At 69.4% G+C, this 18,576-nt stretch carries 17 protein-coding genes, 1 tRNA gene and 1 riboswitch; of the genes, 7 read left to right on the forward strand and 11 right to left on the reverse strand.

The genetic code is table 11. The features are described from left to right. The first annotated feature begins 2 nt into the window (after positions 1 to 2). A complete protein-coding gene (locus J7E91_RS10530) occupies positions 3 to 230 on the forward strand; it encodes a hypothetical protein (RefSeq protein WP_051338093.1) in 228 nt (75 codons plus the stop codon). Then, a complete protein-coding gene (locus J7E91_RS10535; RefSeq protein ID WP_214901188.1) occupies positions 227 to 790 on the forward strand; it encodes a hypothetical protein in 564 nt (187 codons plus the stop codon). The genes J7E91_RS10530 and J7E91_RS10535 overlap by 4 nt, the downstream gene beginning before the upstream one ends. Here the strand turns inward: J7E91_RS10535 and J7E91_RS10540 are convergent. Next, the gene (locus J7E91_RS10540; RefSeq protein WP_214901190.1) at positions 686 to 1,828 is read right to left on the reverse strand and encodes a helix-turn-helix transcriptional regulator; all 1,143 of its coding nucleotides are present in this window, start codon (positions 1,826 to 1,828) and stop codon (positions 686 to 688) included. The genes J7E91_RS10535 and J7E91_RS10540 overlap by 105 nt on opposite strands. Before the next feature lie 190 nt (positions 1,829 to 2,018). Between J7E91_RS10540 and J7E91_RS10545 the strand changes: the two genes are divergently transcribed. Beyond that, complete coding sequence (locus J7E91_RS10545; protein ID WP_214901192.1) at positions 2,019 to 2,225, forward strand: hypothetical protein; 207 nt, start codon at positions 2,019 to 2,021, stop codon at positions 2,223 to 2,225. Between the two features lie 148 nt (positions 2,226 to 2,373). Here J7E91_RS10545 and J7E91_RS10550 read toward each other — a convergent pair. Next, positions 2,374 to 2,458 (reverse strand) — tRNA-Leu (locus J7E91_RS10550). Positions 2,459 to 2,848: 390 nt separating this feature from the next. Between J7E91_RS10550 and J7E91_RS10555 the strand changes: the two genes are divergently transcribed. Then, a complete protein-coding gene (locus tag J7E91_RS10555) occupies positions 2,849 to 3,625 on the forward strand; it encodes an ABC transporter ATP-binding protein (RefSeq protein WP_214901193.1) in 777 nt (258 codons plus the stop codon). A 54-nt stretch (positions 3,626 to 3,679) separates the two neighbouring features. Next, positions 3,680 to 6,208 carry an ABC transporter permease gene (locus J7E91_RS10560; RefSeq protein WP_214901195.1) on the forward strand — a complete coding sequence of 843 codons (2,529 nt, stop codon included), beginning with the start codon at positions 3,680 to 3,682 and terminating at the stop codon, positions 6,206 to 6,208. Between the two features lie 61 nt (positions 6,209 to 6,269). Here J7E91_RS10560 and J7E91_RS10565 read toward each other — a convergent pair whose 3' ends face one another. From J7E91_RS10565 to J7E91_RS10605, 9 genes are all read right to left on the reverse strand, one after another. Next, the gene (locus tag J7E91_RS10565; RefSeq protein ID WP_214901198.1) at positions 6,270 to 7,580 is read right to left on the reverse strand and encodes a cyclopropane-fatty-acyl-phospholipid synthase family protein; all 1,311 of its coding nucleotides are present in this window, start codon (positions 7,578 to 7,580) and stop codon (positions 6,270 to 6,272) included. A gap of 224 nt (positions 7,581 to 7,804) precedes the next feature. Continuing rightward, on the reverse strand, positions 7,805 to 9,199 hold the full coding sequence (locus tag J7E91_RS10570; RefSeq protein ID WP_214901199.1) for an NAD(P)/FAD-dependent oxidoreductase: 1,395 nt from the start codon (positions 9,197 to 9,199) through the stop codon (positions 7,805 to 7,807). 347 nt (positions 9,200 to 9,546) lie between these two features. Further along, positions 9,547 to 10,494, reverse strand: coding sequence for a Ppx/GppA phosphatase family protein (locus J7E91_RS10575; protein ID WP_214901201.1), 948 nt, complete (start codon positions 10,492 to 10,494; stop codon positions 9,547 to 9,549). Then, positions 10,491 to 11,048 carry a DUF501 domain-containing protein gene (locus J7E91_RS10580; protein WP_214901203.1) on the reverse strand — a complete coding sequence of 186 codons (558 nt, stop codon included), beginning with the start codon at positions 11,046 to 11,048 and terminating at the stop codon, positions 10,491 to 10,493. The genes J7E91_RS10575 and J7E91_RS10580 overlap by 4 nt, the downstream gene beginning before the upstream one ends. A gap of 60 nt (positions 11,049 to 11,108) precedes the next feature. Further along, entirely contained in the window at positions 11,109 to 11,585 is a 477-nt protein-coding gene (locus J7E91_RS10585; protein WP_214901205.1) for a septum formation initiator family protein, read from the reverse strand. 118 nt (positions 11,586 to 11,703) lie between these two features. Continuing rightward, entirely contained in the window at positions 11,704 to 12,990 is a 1,287-nt protein-coding gene (gene eno, locus J7E91_RS10590; RefSeq protein WP_214901207.1) for a phosphopyruvate hydratase, read from the reverse strand. A 294-nt stretch (positions 12,991 to 13,284) separates the two neighbouring features. Continuing rightward, on the reverse strand, positions 13,285 to 13,992 hold the full coding sequence (locus J7E91_RS10595) for a transglycosylase family protein (RefSeq protein WP_214901210.1): 708 nt from the start codon (positions 13,990 to 13,992) through the stop codon (positions 13,285 to 13,287). A 3-nt stretch (positions 13,993 to 13,995) separates the two neighbouring features. After that, positions 13,996 to 14,166, reverse strand: a riboswitch (cyclic di-AMP (ydaO/yuaA leader). A 268-nt stretch (positions 14,167 to 14,434) separates the two neighbouring features. Beyond that, a complete protein-coding gene (locus J7E91_RS10600; RefSeq protein ID WP_214901212.1) occupies positions 14,435 to 15,421 on the reverse strand; it encodes a transglycosylase family protein in 987 nt (328 codons plus the stop codon). Positions 15,422 to 15,534: 113 nt separating this feature from the next. After that, the gene (locus J7E91_RS10605) at positions 15,535 to 16,761 is read right to left on the reverse strand and encodes a cytochrome P450 (protein ID WP_214901422.1); all 1,227 of its coding nucleotides are present in this window, start codon (positions 16,759 to 16,761) and stop codon (positions 15,535 to 15,537) included. A gap of 599 nt (positions 16,762 to 17,360) precedes the next feature. Here J7E91_RS10605 and J7E91_RS10610 point away from each other — a divergent pair. Continuing rightward, the gene (locus tag J7E91_RS10610) at positions 17,361 to 18,101 is read left to right on the forward strand and encodes an XRE family transcriptional regulator (protein ID WP_214901214.1); all 741 of its coding nucleotides are present in this window, start codon (positions 17,361 to 17,363) and stop codon (positions 18,099 to 18,101) included. Between the two features lie 4 nt (positions 18,102 to 18,105). Further along, positions 18,106 to 18,576: an NUDIX hydrolase gene (locus J7E91_RS10615; RefSeq protein WP_214901216.1), complete on the forward strand. Its 471-nt coding sequence runs from the start codon at positions 18,106 to 18,108 to the stop codon at positions 18,574 to 18,576.

Here is an 18,576-nt window from a genome sequence, read left to right on the forward strand (position 1 = left end):
CAATGTCCGAAGACATCGCCACCCTCGATGAGCAGATCATCCGCCTCGTCGGCCGCCGCGCGGCGGCCGCCCGGCAGCAGACCCGCGCCCGCGTGAGCTCCGGCAGCTCCCGGACCTCCCTCGCCGAGGAGAACGTGGTCATCGACCGTTACAGCGAGGAACTCGGCAGGCCCGGCGTCAACCTGGCCCTTCTGGTGCTCGGCCTCTCCGACCGGCTGCCGGCCCGGTGATCCCCGTCCACGCCGACGCCCTTGGCCTGCGCTGCTTCGTGTACGCCCGTACGCCCGGCCCCGGCCGGGACGGCCGGCAGCCCTGGCTCCTCGGAGTCCTGCCCGGCGGCGGCCTCGAACTGCCCAGTGAGCGCCTGGCCGGGGACACCGCCCCGGCCGACGCGGCGCTGCGCGCCGTGGCCCGGCTCACCGGCCGGGCCCCCCGCCTGGTCATCCCGCCGGTGCCGCCGCTGGGGCAGCCGGGCGCGGCCGAGCCGGTGTTCCCGCCGCCGTGGTGGATCCGGGCGCCGCACAGCGGCCCCTACGAGACCGAGTACGAGTACGTGATGACCCTGCCCGGCGCCCCGCCGGCCGGCCTGGCCTGGATGGAACTGGCCGTCGCCCGGGCCCGGGCACACGCCGAGGACGACGAGAACCTGCACCTCGGGACGGCGCTCGGCACGGTCCTGGAGCCGCTACTCGAAGGAAAGATCACCCCGAGTGTGATTCGTGCGATGACCCTCGGACACAGCCGCAGAGACGTGGGCCGTCCCAGGAGCAGCGCCGCCGCGCCGTGGTGAGCCGCCGGTCGTGACCACGCCCGGCTCCACGAGCGGGGCGCCTCCCTTGTCCAGACCGATCAGATAGCCGGTCTGGAAGCGGCTCTTCGCGTCGAGTGAGCGCATGATCTCGGCCACGTGACGCTGCACGGTCCGCACCGACATGCCCAGCCGGCGTGAGATGACCTTGTCGTCGAGGCCCTCGGTCAGCAGCCGGACGATCGACTGACGCAGATCGTCGGAGACCTGCTTGGCCCACTCGCGGTCGAAGCCCACCGGGAAGGGTTCGGCTGCCCGCCAGGCGGTCTCGAAGGAGGACACCATGAACGCCACCAGGTTGGGTTCGTACACGACGACAGCGTGCGCGGAGTCGCCCTGCACGCTGACCACGGCCGCTTTGCGGTCGTAGATCAGCATCCGGTCGGGACCGTCCGCCAGGGTCCGCACCTCAGCCCCGCGCTCCATCATCCACTCGGCGAACTCCACCGTGTGCTGGCTGTAGCGGGCCGGGTGCTGGTAGATCGAACGGCTGCTGACTCCGCGGTCCAGCAGCCTCCCCATGCTGCCCCGCGCTTTGAGCAGCGCCTCCGGGTCCCTGGCGCCGCCGGGCTGCACATGGAGCGCCTCGGTCCGGCAGCTGTCCGTGAGCTGGTCGATCAGCCGCCGTACGTCGGCCAGATCGGTCAGCAGTTCCACCTCCTTGGACTGCTGACGCTGCCGGCCGTTCTGGTAGCAGGGACCCAACGCGCCCAGGGCCGTCCGTATTCGCTCCACGCTCTCGGACTGCTGCCGGATCTGGCGCTCCATCGGCCACAGCAGCTGGCCGGCCGCGAACTGCGGCGAGACCACGGTGAGCCGGTCCGGGTGGTCGGCGTCCCGCCGCAGCAGCCGCAGGGCCTCGAGCCGCTCGACGGCCGAGGACAGCTCCGTCTCGTCCAGGCCGAGCGCGCAGCGGGCCTCCTCCGGGGTGAACGACAGGACTCCGGCCGCGTACTCATAGAGCCTCAGGCCGTCGCTGGTCAGCTCCGCGGCCGGCGCCCCCTCCTCAAACGTCTCCATCGCGTTCCCCCCTCGTGTTTGCGACAGGCGTGAATACAGCGGGTCAGATGCTCTGCCGAGCTGCCCGCAATGACGGCAAGCTGACGGCGTCGAAAGCAGCCGGACCTCGGCCAGACCGGAATCTGCCGCTCAACGACGCACAGCGACGCTCTGTCCGCACCTTCAGGTTTCTCACTAAAGGACACTCCACATGCAGTCGTTCACTGCTCGAATCGCCCTGATTGTCTCTGGTTTCGCCGCGGCACTGGCGCTCATTATCGGCCACTCTGCCATGGAGTCCACCCCCGGCCGGGCTGTTGCCGACAACGGCTGGTCCACCACCGGCCCGGCGGTCAAGCTCGACAACGGCTGGTCCGCCCCCGGCCCGGCGGTCATGCTCGACAACGGCTGGTCCTAGACGAGTCGTTTCGAACGGATCATCAGCGGTCGCGGCGATCAGGGATCCGGGATCGTGTGTGACTGGCCGGCCCGTCCGAAGCCCGGACGGGCCGTGGCCCTTTCCGACGGCATCCGGCTCCGGCGCCCGAGTCGGGCCCTACGACGGCTGGTGCCCGGAGCCGGACTTGAACCGGCACGCCCGTGAGGGCAGCGAGGTTTAAGCTCGCCGTGTCTGCATTCCACCATCCGGGCAAGGTGCGCGGCTCCACAATTCGCGGGTCAGAGCCTATCCGGACGCTTCCCCCGAACAGCGGAACACCCGGCCGATGTTGTCTTATTTTATTGGCGCCTGAGGGTGTGTCAGCGCGGGTAATGCGCTGTCGGCACATGCCGGAGGCGGTGTACGGGCACAAAGGGCCGCCTGCGGGAAAGGCGGAAACTCGACTGCGCGCACCTCGCCCGGCCTCAGGGACAGCCCCCCGGGCGGCGTCAGGGACGACGTCATACCAAAGGAGGACGGGCGTACCCGGCGATGCGACTCAAGAGGGCCACCCGAACGGGCACGAGGGCTGATCCGCGGGCGCCGGACGGACGGGACGATGAAGGGGTCCCTTCAAACGTCCCACACAGGAGCGCCCTCTCGTGACCACCACCCCCACCGCCACCGCCCACCGCACCACCGCGGTGGCCGCACGCGCCACGGAGCTCTCGAAGGTTTACGGGCAGGGCGAGACCCAGGTGGTCGCCCTGGACCGGGTCACCGTGGACTTCCGTCAGGGTGAGTTCACCGCGATCATGGGCCCGTCCGGCTCCGGGAAGTCGACGCTGATGCACTGCGTCGCGGGTCTCGACTCCTTCAGCTCCGGCTCCGTACGGATCGGCGAGACCGAGCTGGGCACCCTCAAGGACAAGCAGCTCACGCAGCTGCGCCGGGACAAGATCGGCTTCATCTTCCAGGCGTTCAACCTGCTGCCGACGCTCACCGCCGCCGAGAACATCACGCTGCCGATGGACATCGCGGGCCGCAAGCCCGACAAGGAGTGGCTGGAGACGGTCATCGGCATGGTCGGCCTGTCCGACCGGCTCAGCCACCGCCCCTCCCAGCTCTCCGGCGGCCAGCAGCAGCGCGTCGCCGTGGCCCGCGCCCTGGCGAGCCGGCCCGAGATCATGTTCGGTGACGAGCCGACCGGAAACCTGGACTCGCGTTCGGGCGCCGAGGTTCTCGGCTTCCTGCGGAACTCGGTGCGTGAGCTGGGCCAGACCGTCGTCATGGTGACGCACGACCCGTCGGCCGCGTCGTACGCGGACCGCGTGATCTTCCTGGCCGACGGCCGGATCGTCGACGAGATGCTGAGCCCGACCGCGGACGGTGTCCTCGACCGGATGAAGGAGTTCGACTCCAAGGGCCGCACCAGCTGACCCACGAGAGCTCCCTGCCCCTCCGGCCGCCCCCACCCCAGGACTGACAGAAACATGTTCCGTACCGCCCTGCGCAATGTGCTCGCGCACAAGGCCAGGCTGCTGATGACCGTGCTCGCCGTAATGCTCGGCGTGGCCTTCGTGTCCGGCACCCTGGTCTTCACCGACACCCTCTCCAACGCCTACGGCAACCAGTCGGCGAAGAGCTACAAGAACGTCGCCGTAGCGGTCACGACGTACCCCGACCGCGAGAACAGCAAGAAGGACCAGGGCATAGACACCCGGACCCTGGAGAAGATCCAGGCCCTGGACGGTGTCGCCTCCGCCACCGGCCGGATCTCCGGCTTCGCCGGTGTCGCCGACCCCGACGGCAAGCTGATCGGCAACGGCTGGTCCAACACCGGCGCCAATTTCAAGCCGGGGAAGGATGGGAAGGACGCCGCTTACGACTTCACGGACGGCTCCGGCCCCGCGAAGGCCGGCGAGATCGCCCTCGACAAGGCCACGGCCGACAAGGGCGAGTACAAGACCGGTGACACCGTGCGGGTCGCGACCAACGGTCCGGTGAAGGAGTACACCCTCTCCGGTGTCTTCACCACCGAGGACGGCCAGGTCAACGCCGGCGGCTCGCTGGTGCTCTTCGACACGCCCGTCGCCCAGCAGCTCTACCTGGCGCCCGGCTACTTCAAGGACGTCACCATCACCGCCGCCTCGGGCACGTCCGAGCAGCGGCTGCTCGACGAGGTGAAGCCGCTGCTGCCCGAGGGCGCCGAGGCCCAGACCGGCAAGGAGCTCGCCGACGACCAGGCCAAGATGATCGAGGAGAGCCTGAGCGCCCTCAACCAGGTGCTGCTCGGCTTCGCCGCGATCGCGCTCTTCGTCGGTGTCTTCCTGATCTCCAACACCTTCACCATGCTGGTCGCCCAGCGCACCAGGGAACTGGCGCTGATGCGCGCCGTCGGCGCCTCCCGCCGCCAGGTCAAGCGCTCGGTGCTGCTCGAAGCGATGGTCGTCGGCGCGCTCGCGTCGGTGGTCGGTTTCGCCCTCGGTCTGGGGCTCGCGACCGGGCTGCGCTCCGCAATGTCAGCCTTCGGCGCGAAGACCCCCGCCGGTCCGCTGATCGTCTCGCCCACCTCGGTCGCAGCCGCCTTCGCGGTCGGCGTGCTGGTCACGATGCTCGCCGCCTGGCTGCCCGCCCGCCGGGCCGCGAAGATCCCGCCGGTGGCGGCGATGAACAGCGTGCACGCGGTGGCGACCACGAAGTCCCTTGTCGTACGGAACTCCATCGGCGGCTTCATCGCGCTGCTGGGCGCTGCCGGGATCCTCGGCGGCGCGGCGGCCGGCAAGGACGGCCGGATGCTCATCGGGGCCGGTGCCTTCCTGGCGCTGATCGGCATCATCGTGCTGATCCCGCTGCTGTCGCGTCCGGTCATCGCGCTGGTACGGCCGCTGATCAGCAAGCTCTTCGGGGTGTCGGGCACGCTGGCCGGCCAGAACGCGGTCCGCAACCCGCGGCGTACCGGAGCCACCGCGTCCGCGCTGGCGATCGGCCTGACCCTGGTCACCGGCCTCTCCGTACTCGGCGTGACCATGGGCCGGGCCGTGGACAAGATGACCACGGACAACATCAAGGCCGACTACATGTTCACGATGGCCGGCGGTGATTCGCTGGACAAGTCGGCGCTCAGCGCGCTGGAGAAGGTCCCCGGCGTGTCCGCGGTCTCCCCGCAGACGGCCGCCGACCTCATGCTGAAGGGCGACTACACCTCGGCGTCCGGTGTCACGCCCGGCGACATCGAGCGCGTCATCAACGTCACGCCGGTCTCCGGCTCGCTGGACTCGCTCGGCGAGGGCCGGATCGCGGTCGCCGAGGACACCGCGAAGAGCCGCGGCTTCAAGGTCGGCGACAGCGTGCCCGTGGAGTTCGCGGACGGCAAGAAGTCGAAGCTGACGGTCGGCGCGACGTACAAGGGCAACGAGTTCCTCTCGCCGGTCCTCATCGACCAGAAGACCGTCACCGAGCACGAGGCCAAGCCGTACATCCGGGAGATCTGGGTGAAGACGGACGGCGGCGCGAGCGCGGCGAACGAGAAGGCGCTCGTCGACGCGCTGGGTCAGAACCCGGCGATCAGCGTGATGGACCAGCAGGACATCCGCAATCAGTTCGGCGGCATGATCAACACGATGCTGAACATCATGTACGGGCTGCTCGGCATGGCCCTTCTCATCGCGGTGCTCGGCGTCATCAACACCCTGGCGATGTCCGTCTTCGAGCGTCAGCAGGAGATCGGCATGCTGCGGGCCATCGGCCTCGACCGCCGCAAGGTCAAGACCATGATCCGGCTGGAGGCCGTGGTCATCTCGCTCTTCGGCGCGGTCATCGGCGTCGGCCTCGGTACGTTCCTGGGCTGGGCCATCGGCCAGACGGTCAAGGACTCGGTGCCGGGTTACGCGCTGGTCCTGCCGTGGGACCGGATCGGCATCTTCCTGCTGCTGGCCGCGGTCGTCGGCGTACTGGCCGCGATGTGGCCGGCCCGCAGCGCGGCGAAGCTGAACATGCTCGACGCCATCAAGGCCGAGTAGGCAGCGGTACGCGGGGACAGTGAAGGGCCGGCCCACGGGGGCCGGCCCTTTGCCGTGCGCGCTATCGGGAGGTCGGATTCCAGGTCCGGGCACGCAGTGGCATCCCTGACGCACCGCCCTCCCCGGGCCGTACGGCGAGGACCTGGTTGACGCCGATCTTGTTGTGCTCGAAGGAGAGCGCGGAGGCCGCCATGTAGAGCTGCCAGACGCGGGCCCGCCCCCGCGAGGCCGCCCGTACCGCCTCCGGCCAGTTGGCCTCCAGGTTGGCGACCCACTGGCGCAGCGTCAGGGCGTAGTGCTCACGGATGGACTCGACGTCGCGGACCTCGAAGCCCGCTTCCTCCAGCGTCCCCACGGTCCGGCCGACCGGCGCGAGCTCCCCGTCCGGGAAGACGTACGCGTCGATGAACTCGTCCACGTGGTAGGCCTCTTCGTTGGGCTCGGGACGCCGCGCGATCTGGTGGTTGAGCAGCCGGCCGCCGGGCTTGAGCAGGGCGAACAGGTCGTCGGCGTACTCCCGGTACTGGACCGAGCCGACATGCTCGGCCATCCCGATCGACGAGATGGCGTCGTACGGACCGTCCCTGACGTCCCGGTAGTCCTGCACCCGGATCTCGACGCGGTCGGTCAGGCCCTCGTCGGCGATGCGCTTGCGGGCGTACGCCGCCTGCTCGGCGGAGAGGGTGACGCCGGTGACGCGGGCGCCGTGCTCGCGCGCCGCGTGCATCGCCATCGAGCCCCAGCCGCACCCGACGTCCAGCAGCCGCGTCCCTTCCTTGAGCGCCAGCTTGCGGCTGATCAGTTCGAGCTTGGCGTGCTGGGCCTCTTCGAGGGTCAGCCCCTCAGCGGAATCGTCGAAGTACGCGCATGAGTAGACCATCGAGGGGCCGAGCACCAGTGCGTAGAAGTCGTTGCCGACGTCGTAGTGGTGGCTGATCGCCTCCTTGTCGCGGCGCTTGGTGTGCAGCGGTCCGCTGCGGCGTCTGACCTCCTCGGGGGGCGGGGGCGGCGGCGGCCAGGGGCCCGCGAGGGCGAGCAGGCCGCGGGCGGCGGCGCGCACACGGGGGTCGCGCACCGGATGGATGGCGGACTTGGTCTCGGCGCCGCGGTCCCAGAGCAGTCCGGCGATGCGGTCGAGGGCCTCGTACAGGTCGCCCTCGATGTCGATCTCACCGGCCACCCACGCACGGGCCAGGCCGAGTTCGCCAGGCTTCCACAGCAGGCGGCGCAGCGCACGGCGGCTTCGGACGACGAGAACCGGAGCGTCGGCCGGGCCGGATTCGCTTCCGTCCCAGGCGCGGATACGGACAGGCAGTGGAGTCCCGAGGAGCTCCTCGGCAAGCGTGGTCAGCCGCAGGGCGGCGTCGGCCATGGTGCACACCTCCGTGACAGTATTGCCCGGATTACTGAGCGTTCACCAGAGATAACACCGACGGGTGTCTCGCAGCATCCCGATGGCGGGCAATGGATCAGCAAAGCGAGTGGCGTCTACATGCACCCGCCCCGTCGCGGGAAACGCCGAAGGGGCCGCCCGCACCACGGATGGCGGGCGGCCCCTTCGGGCTGCGTTACTGCGTACTGCTCACCGCTGGAGCGTCAGGACGCCTTGGCCTTCTCGCTGCCGGCGGACGCGCTGGTCTTGGCGGCCGGGGCCGGCGCGGGCTTGGCCGCCTCGTAGAACTCCTCGCGCGGAGTCTCCATGGCGCCGAGCGAGACGACCTCGCGCTTGAGGAACATCGCCAGCGTCCAGTCGGCGACGACGCGGATCTTGCGGTTCCAGGTGGGCACGGCCAGACCGTGGTAGCCACGGTGCATGTACCAGGCGAGACGGCCCTTGAGCTTGATCTTCATCTTGCCCATGACGATCATCGCGACGCCCTTGTGCAGGCCCAGACCCGCGACCGCACCCTTGTTGGCGTGGCTGTACTCCTTCTGCGGGAAGCCCCGCATGCCGGAGACCACGTTGTCGCCGAGGACCTTGGCCTGACGCAGCGCGTGCTGGGCGTTCGGCGGGCACCAGGCGTTCTCGACGCCGGCCTTGCGGGCGGCGACGTCCGGGACCTGGGCGTTGTCGCCCGCGGCCCAGATGTAGTCCGAGCCCTGCACCTGGAGCGTCGTCTGGGTGTCCACGTGGCCGCGCGGGCCGAGCGGCAGGCCGTAGCGGGCCAGCGCCGGGTTCGGCTTCACGCCGGCGGTCCACACGATGGTGTTGGAGTCGACTTCAAGCCCGTTGCTGAGCACCACGTGACCGTCCACGCAGGAGTCCATGCCGGTCTTCAGGTAGACCTCGATGCCGCGGCCCTCGAGGTGCTCCTTGCCCCACTTGCCGAGCTCGGGCCCGACCTCGGGGAGAATCTTGTCGGCCACGTCGACGAGCAGGAAGCGCATGTCCTCGCGCTTGACGCTGGTGTAGTACTTGGCCGCGTCGCGGGCCATGTCCTCCACCTCGCCGATGGTCTCGGCGCCGGCGAAGCCGCCACCCACGAAGACGAAGGTCAGCGCCTTGCGGCGGACGTTCTCGTCGGTCGTGGAGTCGGCCTTGTCGAGCTGTTCCAGGACGTGGTTGCGAAGGCCGATGGCCTCCTCCACGCCCTTCATGCCGATGCCCTGCTCGGCCAGGCCGGGGATCGGGAAGGTGCGGGAAACCGCGCCGAGGGCGACGACGAGGTAGTCGAAGGGCAGCTCATAGGCCTCGCCGACGAGCGGCGCGACCGTGGCGACCTTGCGGTCCTGATCGATGGTCGTGACCCGACCAGTGAGCACCTCGGCCTTGGGCAGGACGCGTCGCAGCGGTACGACGACGTGCCTCGGCGAGATGCTGCCGGCGGCAGCTTCGGGGAGGAAGGGCTGGTACGTCATGTACGAGCGCGGGTCGACGACCGTGACGGTCGCTTCCGCATAACGCATCTTCTTGAGGATGCGTCGTGCTGCGTACAGGCCTACGTACCCACCGCCTACTACGAGGATCCTGGGACGCTCCGTGGTGCTCATGCCATCGAGTATCCACCCCTCGGAGGGGGGTGGCTCGTGAGCCCCTTCACAAGCTCTCTGGACACCTCTGCTACACTCCGCCGCCCACGTGATCCAGGTCATGGCGCGGCAGGGGAACCACGGTATACAGCCGGACGTTGAAAACCCCCCGTGAGCTGGACGCACGGGGGGTTTCGGGGGGTGGACCACCGGCCCGCTGCGGGCCCGTTTCCCCTCGGCGCAACGCGCCCGGAACCGCCGGAAATCCGAGCGGCACCCTCTAGTTGAGCCTCCAGAGGGGCTCTGGACCCACATTCGCAGGCCGAGAGGCCCCAATTCCTTGTGAAGAACTTCACGAAGTTCCTCTGTCAGACGATGGACCAACCGATTCCGTCGAGGATGTCGTGCTCGCTGACCAGGACTTCCCGGGCCCCGGTCCGCTCCATGATCTCCAGCAGTACGAGCGCTCCGGCCCCGATCACATCGACCCGGCCCGGGTGCATGACGGGGATCGCGGCCCGCTCGTCGTGGGTCGCGGCGAGCAGGTCGCCGGTGATCTCCTTGACCCGCTCGTACGGGATCCGGGAATGGTGGATCACCGCGGAGTCGTACGCCGCCAGGCGCAGCGCGATCGCGGCCACGGTCGTGACCGACCCCGCGAGCCCGACCAGCGTGTGCGCCTCGCGCAGCGGTACGGTCTCCTCCGCGAGGTCGAGCGCGGCGCGGATGTCGGCCCGTATGGCGGCGATCTGGCCGGGGGTGGCCGGGTCGGAGACGACGCCCTCCTGCACCAGGTGGCGCTCGGTCATCCGTACGCAGCCGATGTCGACGGAGCGGGCGGCCCGCACGTGGTCGTCGCCCACGACGAACTCCGTGGAGCCGCCGCCGATGTCCACCACGAGGTAGGGCTTGAGCAGGTCGTCGCGGTCGGCCAGCCCCCTGGTGGCGCCGGTGAACGAGAACTCGGCCTCCTGGTCGCCGGTGATCACCTCGGGCTCCACGCCCAGGATGTCGAGGACACCGCGGACGAACTCGTCGCGGTTCTCGGCGTCGCGGGTGGCCGAGGTGGCGACAAACCTGATCTTCTCGGCGCCGTGCGCCTTGATGGCCTCGGCGTACTCGCGGCAGGCGGCGAAGGTACGTTCCAGCGCCTCGGGGGCGAGACGGCCGGTGCGGTCGACGTCCTGGCCGAGCCGCACGATCCGCATGCGACGGTCGATTTCGTACAGCTCGCCGTACTCGGGGGCGTGCTCGGCGACGAGCAGGCGGATGGAGTTCGTACCGCAGTCGATGGCGGCGACCCTGGTGCTGCTCACTTGCCGTCCTCCTGGCCGCTCTTGGCGGTCTTGTCCTCGCCGCACGGCGTCACGCACGGGCCCTTCGCCCACCACTCGGGCAGCAGCGCGAGCGCCTCGTCACCGAACGGGTTGACGCCGGGGCCGGCCGCCAGCGAGTGGCCGACCAGGACGTGCAGGCACTTCACGCGGTCCGGCATGCCGCCCGCGCTCGGGAAGCCCTGGAGCACCTCGATCGCGTCGCGGCGCCGGATGTAGTCCTCGTGGGCGGCGCGGTAGGCGGCGGCCAGCTCCGGGTCGTCGGCGAGGCGGTCCTGCATCTCCTTCATCAGGCCCGAGCCCTCAAGGGTGCCGATGGCGCCGGCGGCGCGCGGGCAGGTGAGGTAGTACAGCGTCGGGAACGGCGTGCCGTCCTCCAGACGCGGAGCCGTCTCCACCACGTCCGGCTGTCCGCAGGGGCAGCGGTGCGCGATGGCGCGCAGTCCGCGCGGCGGGCGGCCCAGCTGCAGCTTGAACGCGTCGATGTCCGCCTCGGTGGGCTCGGTGCGCGGGGTGGTCGGGGGTGCGGCGTCCATGCGTGCGTTCGTGCCTTCGTGTGTGTGGTGACTACGGGTCAATGACTTGCTGATTGCTCGTTACTTGTCCGGGCGGTCGGCCTGGTCGACGCCGTCCCAGAGGTTCGTGTACCAGGGGCGGTCGGCGCCGCCCTGGTCGACGCGGCGCTTGTCGCGGGCGTCCGGGTCGTACACGGTGAAGCCCGTCTCCCCCGGCCGCACGAGGTGCAGGTGCTCGCGGGCGAGGCGCTCGATGTACGCGTCGTCCTTGAGCCGGGCCTTCTCGTCGCGCAGCTCCTCGACGCGCCGGCCGGCCTCCCGCATCTTCCGCTCCTGGTCGGCGATCTCGCCGCGCTGCGACACGTACTGCCGCATCGGGTAGGCGAGGGCCACGATCAGCGAGCACAGGACCAGGACGAGCAGCGCGGCCCGTCCGGTGAGCCGGGACCGGCGGGCCTGACGGCGGGTCTGCGAGCGGTAGACACGGGCGGCGGTCTGCTCGCCGAGCAGCCGCAGCCTGGTCGCAGTGGAGAACCGGTCCCGGTCCTTCCCGGCCATGTCTCTCCCGTCTCCCCTGTACGCGCGTACGTCCCCGCACACGGTACGGGACCGGGTGCGGGGACGTAGGGAGGCTGGGGGCTTCAGCCCTTACCGGGCACTCAGCCCTTGCTGTGCCTTATCCCTTGAAACGGGGGAAGGCGCTGCGGCCCGCGTACACCGCCGCGTCGTCGAGGATCTCCTCGATGCGCAGCAGCTGGTTGTACTTGGCGACGCGCTCGGAGCGGGCCGGGGCGCCGGTCTTGATCTGGCCGCAGTTGGTGGCGACGGCGAGGTCGGCGATGGTGACGTCCTCGGTCTCACCGGAACGGTGCGACATCATGCACTTGAAGCCGTTGCGCTGCGCCAGCTCGACGGCGTCCAGGGTCTCGGTCAGCGAACCGATCTGGTTGACCTTCACGAGCAGCGAGTTGGCGGCGCCTTCCTCGATGCCGCGCGCCAGGCGCTCCGGGTTGGTGACGAAGAGGTCGTCGCCGACGATCTGGACCTTGGTGCCCAGCTTGTCGGTGAGGACCTTCCAGCCTGCCCAGTCGTCCTCGAACAGCGGGTCCTCGATGGAGACGAGCGGGTACGCCGCCACGAGCTCCTCGTAGTACTCCGTCATCTCGGCGGCCGAGCGGGACTTGCCCTCGAACTCGTACGAGCCGTCCTTGTAGAACTCGGACGCGGCGACGTCGAGCGCGAGCGCGATCTGCTCACCGGGGACGTAACCGGCCTGCTTGATGGCCTCAAGGATGAGGTCGAGCGCGGCGCGGTTGGAGTCCAGGTTCGGGGCGAAGCCGCCCTCGTCGCCGAGGCCGGTGGACAGGCCCTTGGACTTCAGCACGGCCTTGAGGGTGTGGTAGACCTCCGTGCCCCAGCGCAGGGCCTCGGAGAACGACTCGGCGCCGATCGGCGCGATCATGAACTCCTGGATGTCGACGTTGGAGTCGGCGTGCGACCCACCGTTGAGGATGTTCATCATCGGAACGGGCAGCAGGTGCGCGTTCGGGCCGCCGAGGTAACGGAAGAGCGGCAGGTCCGACGCCTCGGAGGCGGCGTGCGCGACGGCGAGGGAGACGCCGAGGATGGCGTTGGCGCCGAGGGAGGCCTTGTTCTCGGTGGCGTCCAGGTCGAACATGGCCTGGTCGATCAGGCGCTGCTCGGTGGCGTCGTAACCGACGAGCTCCGGGCCGATCTGCTCGATGACGGCGAGGACGGCCTTCTCGACACCCTTGCCCTGGTAGCGGTTCGGGTCACCGTCGCGAAGCTCGATGGCCTCGAACGCTCCGGTGGAGGCACCGGACGGAACAGCAGCACGACCGGTGCTGCCGTCGTCGAGGCCGACCTCGACCTCGACCGTGGGGTTGCCTCGGGAGTCCAGGATTTCCCGGGCTACGACGACGTCGATGGACGGCACGAGCATCTCCTTCTGGGATGTGACGCTAGGGGTGCAGGGTCACTTTGGCCTTGCGACAAGAGCCTAACCGGCTCGGGGGCATCGGTCGGCCGTTCGCCCGCCCCCTGGGACAAGAAGAGGTCCGAATACCCGCAATAGCGGACGTAACTCTTGGGGGGAAGCTGCCACGTACTGGGACTACTGGGCAGTAGCCGAACGCGGAAACCCCGGCCCGGCGCGCACGGGGGAAGCGCGCCGGACCGGGGTGCTGGGGGGTGCCGCGGCGCCGGCCGGAATCCGGCCGGGGCGCCGCGGGCCGGATCAGCTGAGGTGCAGCTGCTGACCCGGGTGGATGACATCGGCGTCGCTGACGATGTCCTTGTTCAGCTCAAAGAGCTTCTCCCAGCCGCCCTTGACCTTCTTCGCCTCGGCGATCTTGCCGAGGGTGTCGCCGGCCTTGACCTTGTATTCGCCGTCGCCCTTCTCGATCTTGGCGGGGGCGGGGGCAGGGGCGGCGGGCTTCGCGGCCTCGGCCTTGGTCTCGGCCTTGGGCTCGGCACGGACCTCGCTGCGCGAGGCGGGCTGCTCGGCGGCGCGCGGGGCGGCCTGCTGCGTGGAGGAACCGGACGAGGTGTCGACACCCGGGTCGACACCGTCGTTGGTCAGACCGCCGGCGCCGGCGCAGGCCCAGGCGCCCGGGCCCTGCATGTCGAGCAGCTTCTCGGCGGTGGCGATCTGCTGTGCCTTGGATGCCTTGTCGGCGGTCGGGGCGTACTGCGTGCCGCCGGCCGCGGCCCAGCTGGAGGCGGAGAACTGCAGGCCGCCGTAGTAACCGTTGCCCGTGTTGATGGACCAGTTGCCGCCGGACTCGCACTGGGCGACAGCGTCCCAGGTCTCGACGGAGGCGGCGGAGGCCGAGGTCGCGCCCATCAGCGGGAGGGCGACAGCGGCGCCGGCGACACCGGCGAGCGCGGCGAGCCGAGTGGCCTTGGACGGGCGGCGGTGCTTGGCGTTGCTGGAAAACAGCATGCGACATCTCCTCACCGACGCCTACGAGGTGAGCTGTCGGGTTCGGGCCAAGTGAGTGCCCGGCGCGCGACCTGCGTCGCGCGGCTTAACCCCAAGCCGGTTCCGTCCGTCTTTCGACGTCCGGGCCCGGCGCCTACCTGGGTCCCCCGCTCCTGCCTACGGCGCTTTACGCGTCAGTTCCCCCCGGCCGCCGGCAGGATTCGGCGTGACGGTCGACGGGGCCCGCGGTGGCGAGCGGTTCGACCGTAAACACATGAACCCTTGATGTTCAAAAAGGCTCATCAGGGAGATATCGCCCTTCCCGACCCTTGCGCGGTCCGCATCTGCGCAGGTCAGAGGCGGCTCGGCGGGATCGTCCGGGCCACGCAGGCCAGTTGAGGCAAAGAGACCCTTGTCTCACTTACTTCAACCAGGACATAGCGGCCCGAACTACCCTCCGAAATCACCCCAGATCGAGGCTCTGGCCAGGGAGGATGAGGTCCGGGTCGGACCCGACGGTCTCCTCGTTGGCGGCATAGAGCGCCGTCCAGCCGCCGCGTACGCCGTGGGCGTCGGCGATGGCCGAGAGGCTGTCGCCGGTACGGACGGTGTACGCGCCGCCGTCGACACCTTCAGCGCCCTCGGCACCCTCGGCGTCCTCGGCCTTGGCTGCCTCACGTGTCGGTCCGTCACCTCGGGAGGCATGGCGGCCCGATTCACGGTCGATGCCCGTTTCACCGGATACGGCGCCGGCGCCTTCCCGAGCCTCTTCGCCGCGGTGCTTGCCCTTGGGGGCGCCCTCCCCGGTGGCGGGTGCAGCGGTCTCACCGGCAGGCGCGCCAGGGGTCTTGGCGCCCTCGGACGGCGTCCCGGACTCAGGGGGAGCCGTCGGATCGGCGGACTTCGCCGTCCCGTCGGCCGCACCGGTCTCCGCGCTTCCACCGTCGGCCCCGGCGGGCGTCTCGGCCGACTGCGGGGTCTCGGAGCTCCCGGGCGTCTCGGCCGGCGTCTGGCCCGGCGCCGGCTCGGCGGTCGCGCCACCGTCGCCCGACGCGGCGTCGTCGCCCTCCGCGTCACCCTCCGTCAGGCCGGAGATGAGCGCGCAGCTCGGCCACGCCTGCGGCCCTTCCTCCGCAAGTACCTTTTCGGCCACCTGGATCTGCTGGGAGCGGCTGGCCAGGTCGGCGCGCGGCGCGTACGCCGTACCGCCGAACTTCTGCCAGACCTCCGGGGAGAACTGAAGTCCGCCGTAGTAACCGTTGCCGAGGTCGGCGCTCCACGTGCCGCCGCTCTCGCAATCGGCGACGCGGTCCCAGGTCGTGGCTTCGGCGGCGTTCGCGCCGGTCGCGCCGAGCAGCGGGATGGCGATGGCCGATCCGGTTACTCCTGCCGCGACGACGAACGCTGGAGCCTGACGGGGGCGGCGGTGTCTACCGTTCCCGGAGCGCATGCGGTGGGCCTTTCGAGTGACGGCTGAGGTTGACGGTGAACGTAGCGGTACTCGATCGTTTGTTACAAGTCGATGCAGCGCAGATCACGTGAAGGTCTCGATGTGACACAGCGTCACTTCTTTTCGGTGCCGAACTCGACCGGCAGGGTGCGCAGTCCGCGCATGATGAGACCGCCACGCCACCGCAAATCGTCAGGTTCTACCGCGAGTCGCAAGTCCGGAAGGCGTCGCAGCAGCGTCGCGATGGCGGTCTGCCCTTCGAGGCGGGCCAGCGGGGCACCGAGGCAGTAGTGGATGCCGTGCCCGTAGCCGAGGTGCTGATTGTCACGGCGCGCGAGGTCGAGGGTGTCCGGCTCGGTGAAGCGTTCGGGGTCCCGGTCGGCGGCGGCGAGTACGACGAGTACGGGGTCGCCGGCGGCGATGTCCTGGCCGCCGAGGGCCAGCGGCTCGGTGGCGTACCGCCAGGTGGCCAGCTCCACGGGCCCGTCGTAACGCAGAAGTTCCTCAACTCCGGTGGCAAGCAGTGCCGTATCCCCCTCACCCAGCGCGCGCTGGAGGCGCTCGCGCTGCTCCGGGTTGCGCAGGAGCGCGTACACGCCGTTTCCGATCAGATTGACCGTCGTCTCAAATCCGGCAAACAGGAGGATAAAGGCCATCGCGGCCGCCTCGTTCTCGGTGAGATGCTCACCGTGATCGCTGGCGCGAATCAGCCCGGAAATAAGATCGTCGCCCGGTTCTTCCCTTTTGCGGTGAATGAGTTCGGCGAGGTAGTTACGCATCTTCTTGACCGACCGCGCGACTCCCCCACGCGGCCCGCCACCGTGCCGGATCATCATCCCGGCCCAGTCGCGGAAGTCGTCCTGGTCCTCGCGCGGTACGCCGAGCAGGTCGCAGATCGCGTAGATGGGAAGCGGAAAGGCGAAGTCGTGGATGAGATCCGCGCTGCCCTCCGCCGCGAACCTGTCGATGAGCTGATCGGTCAGCTCCTGCACACGCGGCGCGAACTCCGCCACCGTGCGCGGTGTGAACGCCTTCGACACCAGACGCCGCAGGCGCGTGTGGTCCGGCGGGTCGATGTTCAGCAGGTGCGTCATCAGCTCGGCCTTGCGCTCGCCCGGAATGCCGGTCTTGCCCTTGGCGTGCGCGGAGCCGGCGTGGTGGGCCGGGTCCTTGGAGAGCCGCTGATCGGCGAGCGCCCGCCGCGCATCGGCGTACCGCGTCACCAGCCACGCCTCGACCCCACTGGGCAGCACCGTCCGGTGCACGGGCGAGTGCTCCCGCAGCCAGGCGTACGCCGGATAGGGATCGGTGGCGAACTCCCAGGTGAAGAGCTCGGGCATGGGGTCACGGGGGTTCAGATCGTGCGGCACGCGCTCGACCGTATCCCTTCCCCCTCACCCCCGGACGACTGAGCAGACCCAGCCGCACCCTGCCCGTCCGGTACACAGCGGGCACATTCACAGGGCGGAAACCGGAAGGGGTTGTCCACGATCACCAGATGGTCGCCCGCACGCACTTCGCGTGTCGGTCCGTAAGTGCGCCCGCTATCGCGACTGACGCGCATTGTCATGAGAGAGGGAGGCTCGGCGTCGTCGGCTTCGGCGGTCACCGAGCCCGCTCCCTGACCCACTCGGCAAGCCGGAGAGCTTCCTCGGCACAGAGTCCGCCGAGCTGGACCACGACCCTCTCCATCACAGGGAAATCGCCGGTGAGGCTCGGGAACGTGAACCCTGCCGCTTTGAGTGCGGCAGCCAGGTGTTGCGCCGCAAGCCTGCCCGTCGTGAGCGCGTCGTCCGCTGCTGTCTTCCGCTTGGTGCCCAGGGATCGATGTTCAGGCTGTCGCCAGGACGTGGGAACCTCCCACAAATCCCACTTCAGGACGTCCCGCTGGGAGTAAAACGTCCCTCTCAACGTCCGCAGATGTGGAGGGACACTCGCCATGCAGAACGAGAGACTGCGAGCCGTCATGGCGACTGGAGGATGGACACACGCCGCCCTGGCAGCGGCGGTGGACGTCGACCCCAAGTCCGTAGAACGGTGGGTCAACCTTGGCCGGACACCACGGCGTACGACGGCCCTGCAGGCCGCTGAAACGTTAGGGGAAGACGTGCACGCACTCTGGCCGAGGCTTCGGCAGCCCCGCGCGGCACGGGCTGTCAGCTCCGAACTGGTCGCGCTTTACGACCAGCGGGCGGACCTCCCCGTGTCGGCGTTCGCAGACCTGATCACACAGGCCCGGAAACGCATCGACGTTCTGGTGTACGCCGCTGTGTTTCTACATGAGGCGTACCCACGGCTGAACGAACTGCTGCGGGAGCGGGCTCACGACGGGTGCACCATCCGCATCGCCCTTGGCGACGCCGACAGCCCCAACGTTCAGCAACGAGGAGCGGAAGAGCGCTTCGGGCATGGCATCGAGTCGCGCTGCCGTCTTGCCTTGATGCACTACCGGCCGCTGGTCGAAGTGTCCGGTATCGAACTGCGGACTCACGGGACCACCCTCTACAACAGCGTGTACCGCGCCGATGACCAGATGTTGGTGAACGGTCATGTCTGGGGCGTGAACGCCTACGCATCGCCTGTCTGGCACCTGCGTCGCAGCGGCAACGGCTCCATGTTCGACACGTACGCCGAGAGCTTTGACGCCGTCTGGGCCACCGCCCGCCCCGTGGAAGGCTGAGCCAATGTCCCGGACCGAGTACTACGACGATCCGCACGCCCCGAAGCCCAACAGCCTCGTCGTCGCCGCCTCCGCCGTCGTCACGGACGACGCCGGGCGGATCCTGCTTCAGCGCCGGCGCGACAACGACCTGTGGGCCTTGCCCGGAGGCGGCATGGACATGGGGGACTCGCTGCCCGGGACGGCCGTGCGCGAGGTGAGGGAAGAAACCGGCTTGGACGTGGAGATCACAGGTCTCGTCGGCACCTACACCGATCCCCGCCACGTCATCGCCTACAGCGACGGCGAAGTGCGCCGCCAGTTCAATGTCTGCTTCACGGCTCGGGTGACCGGAGGAACGCTCGCCATCTCGGACGAGTCCACGGAGCTCCGCTTCGTACCGCCGGCGGAACTCGACTCGCTCCCTATGCACCACACACAGCGCCTCCGGCTCCAGCACTTCCTCGAGAAACGATCAACGCCGTACCTGGGATGA

Origin of the sequence: Streptomyces sp. ISL-99, from assembly GCF_018614005.1 — a bacterium.
Lineage (GTDB): Bacteria > Actinomycetota > Actinomycetes > Streptomycetales > Streptomycetaceae > Streptomyces > Streptomyces flavidovirens.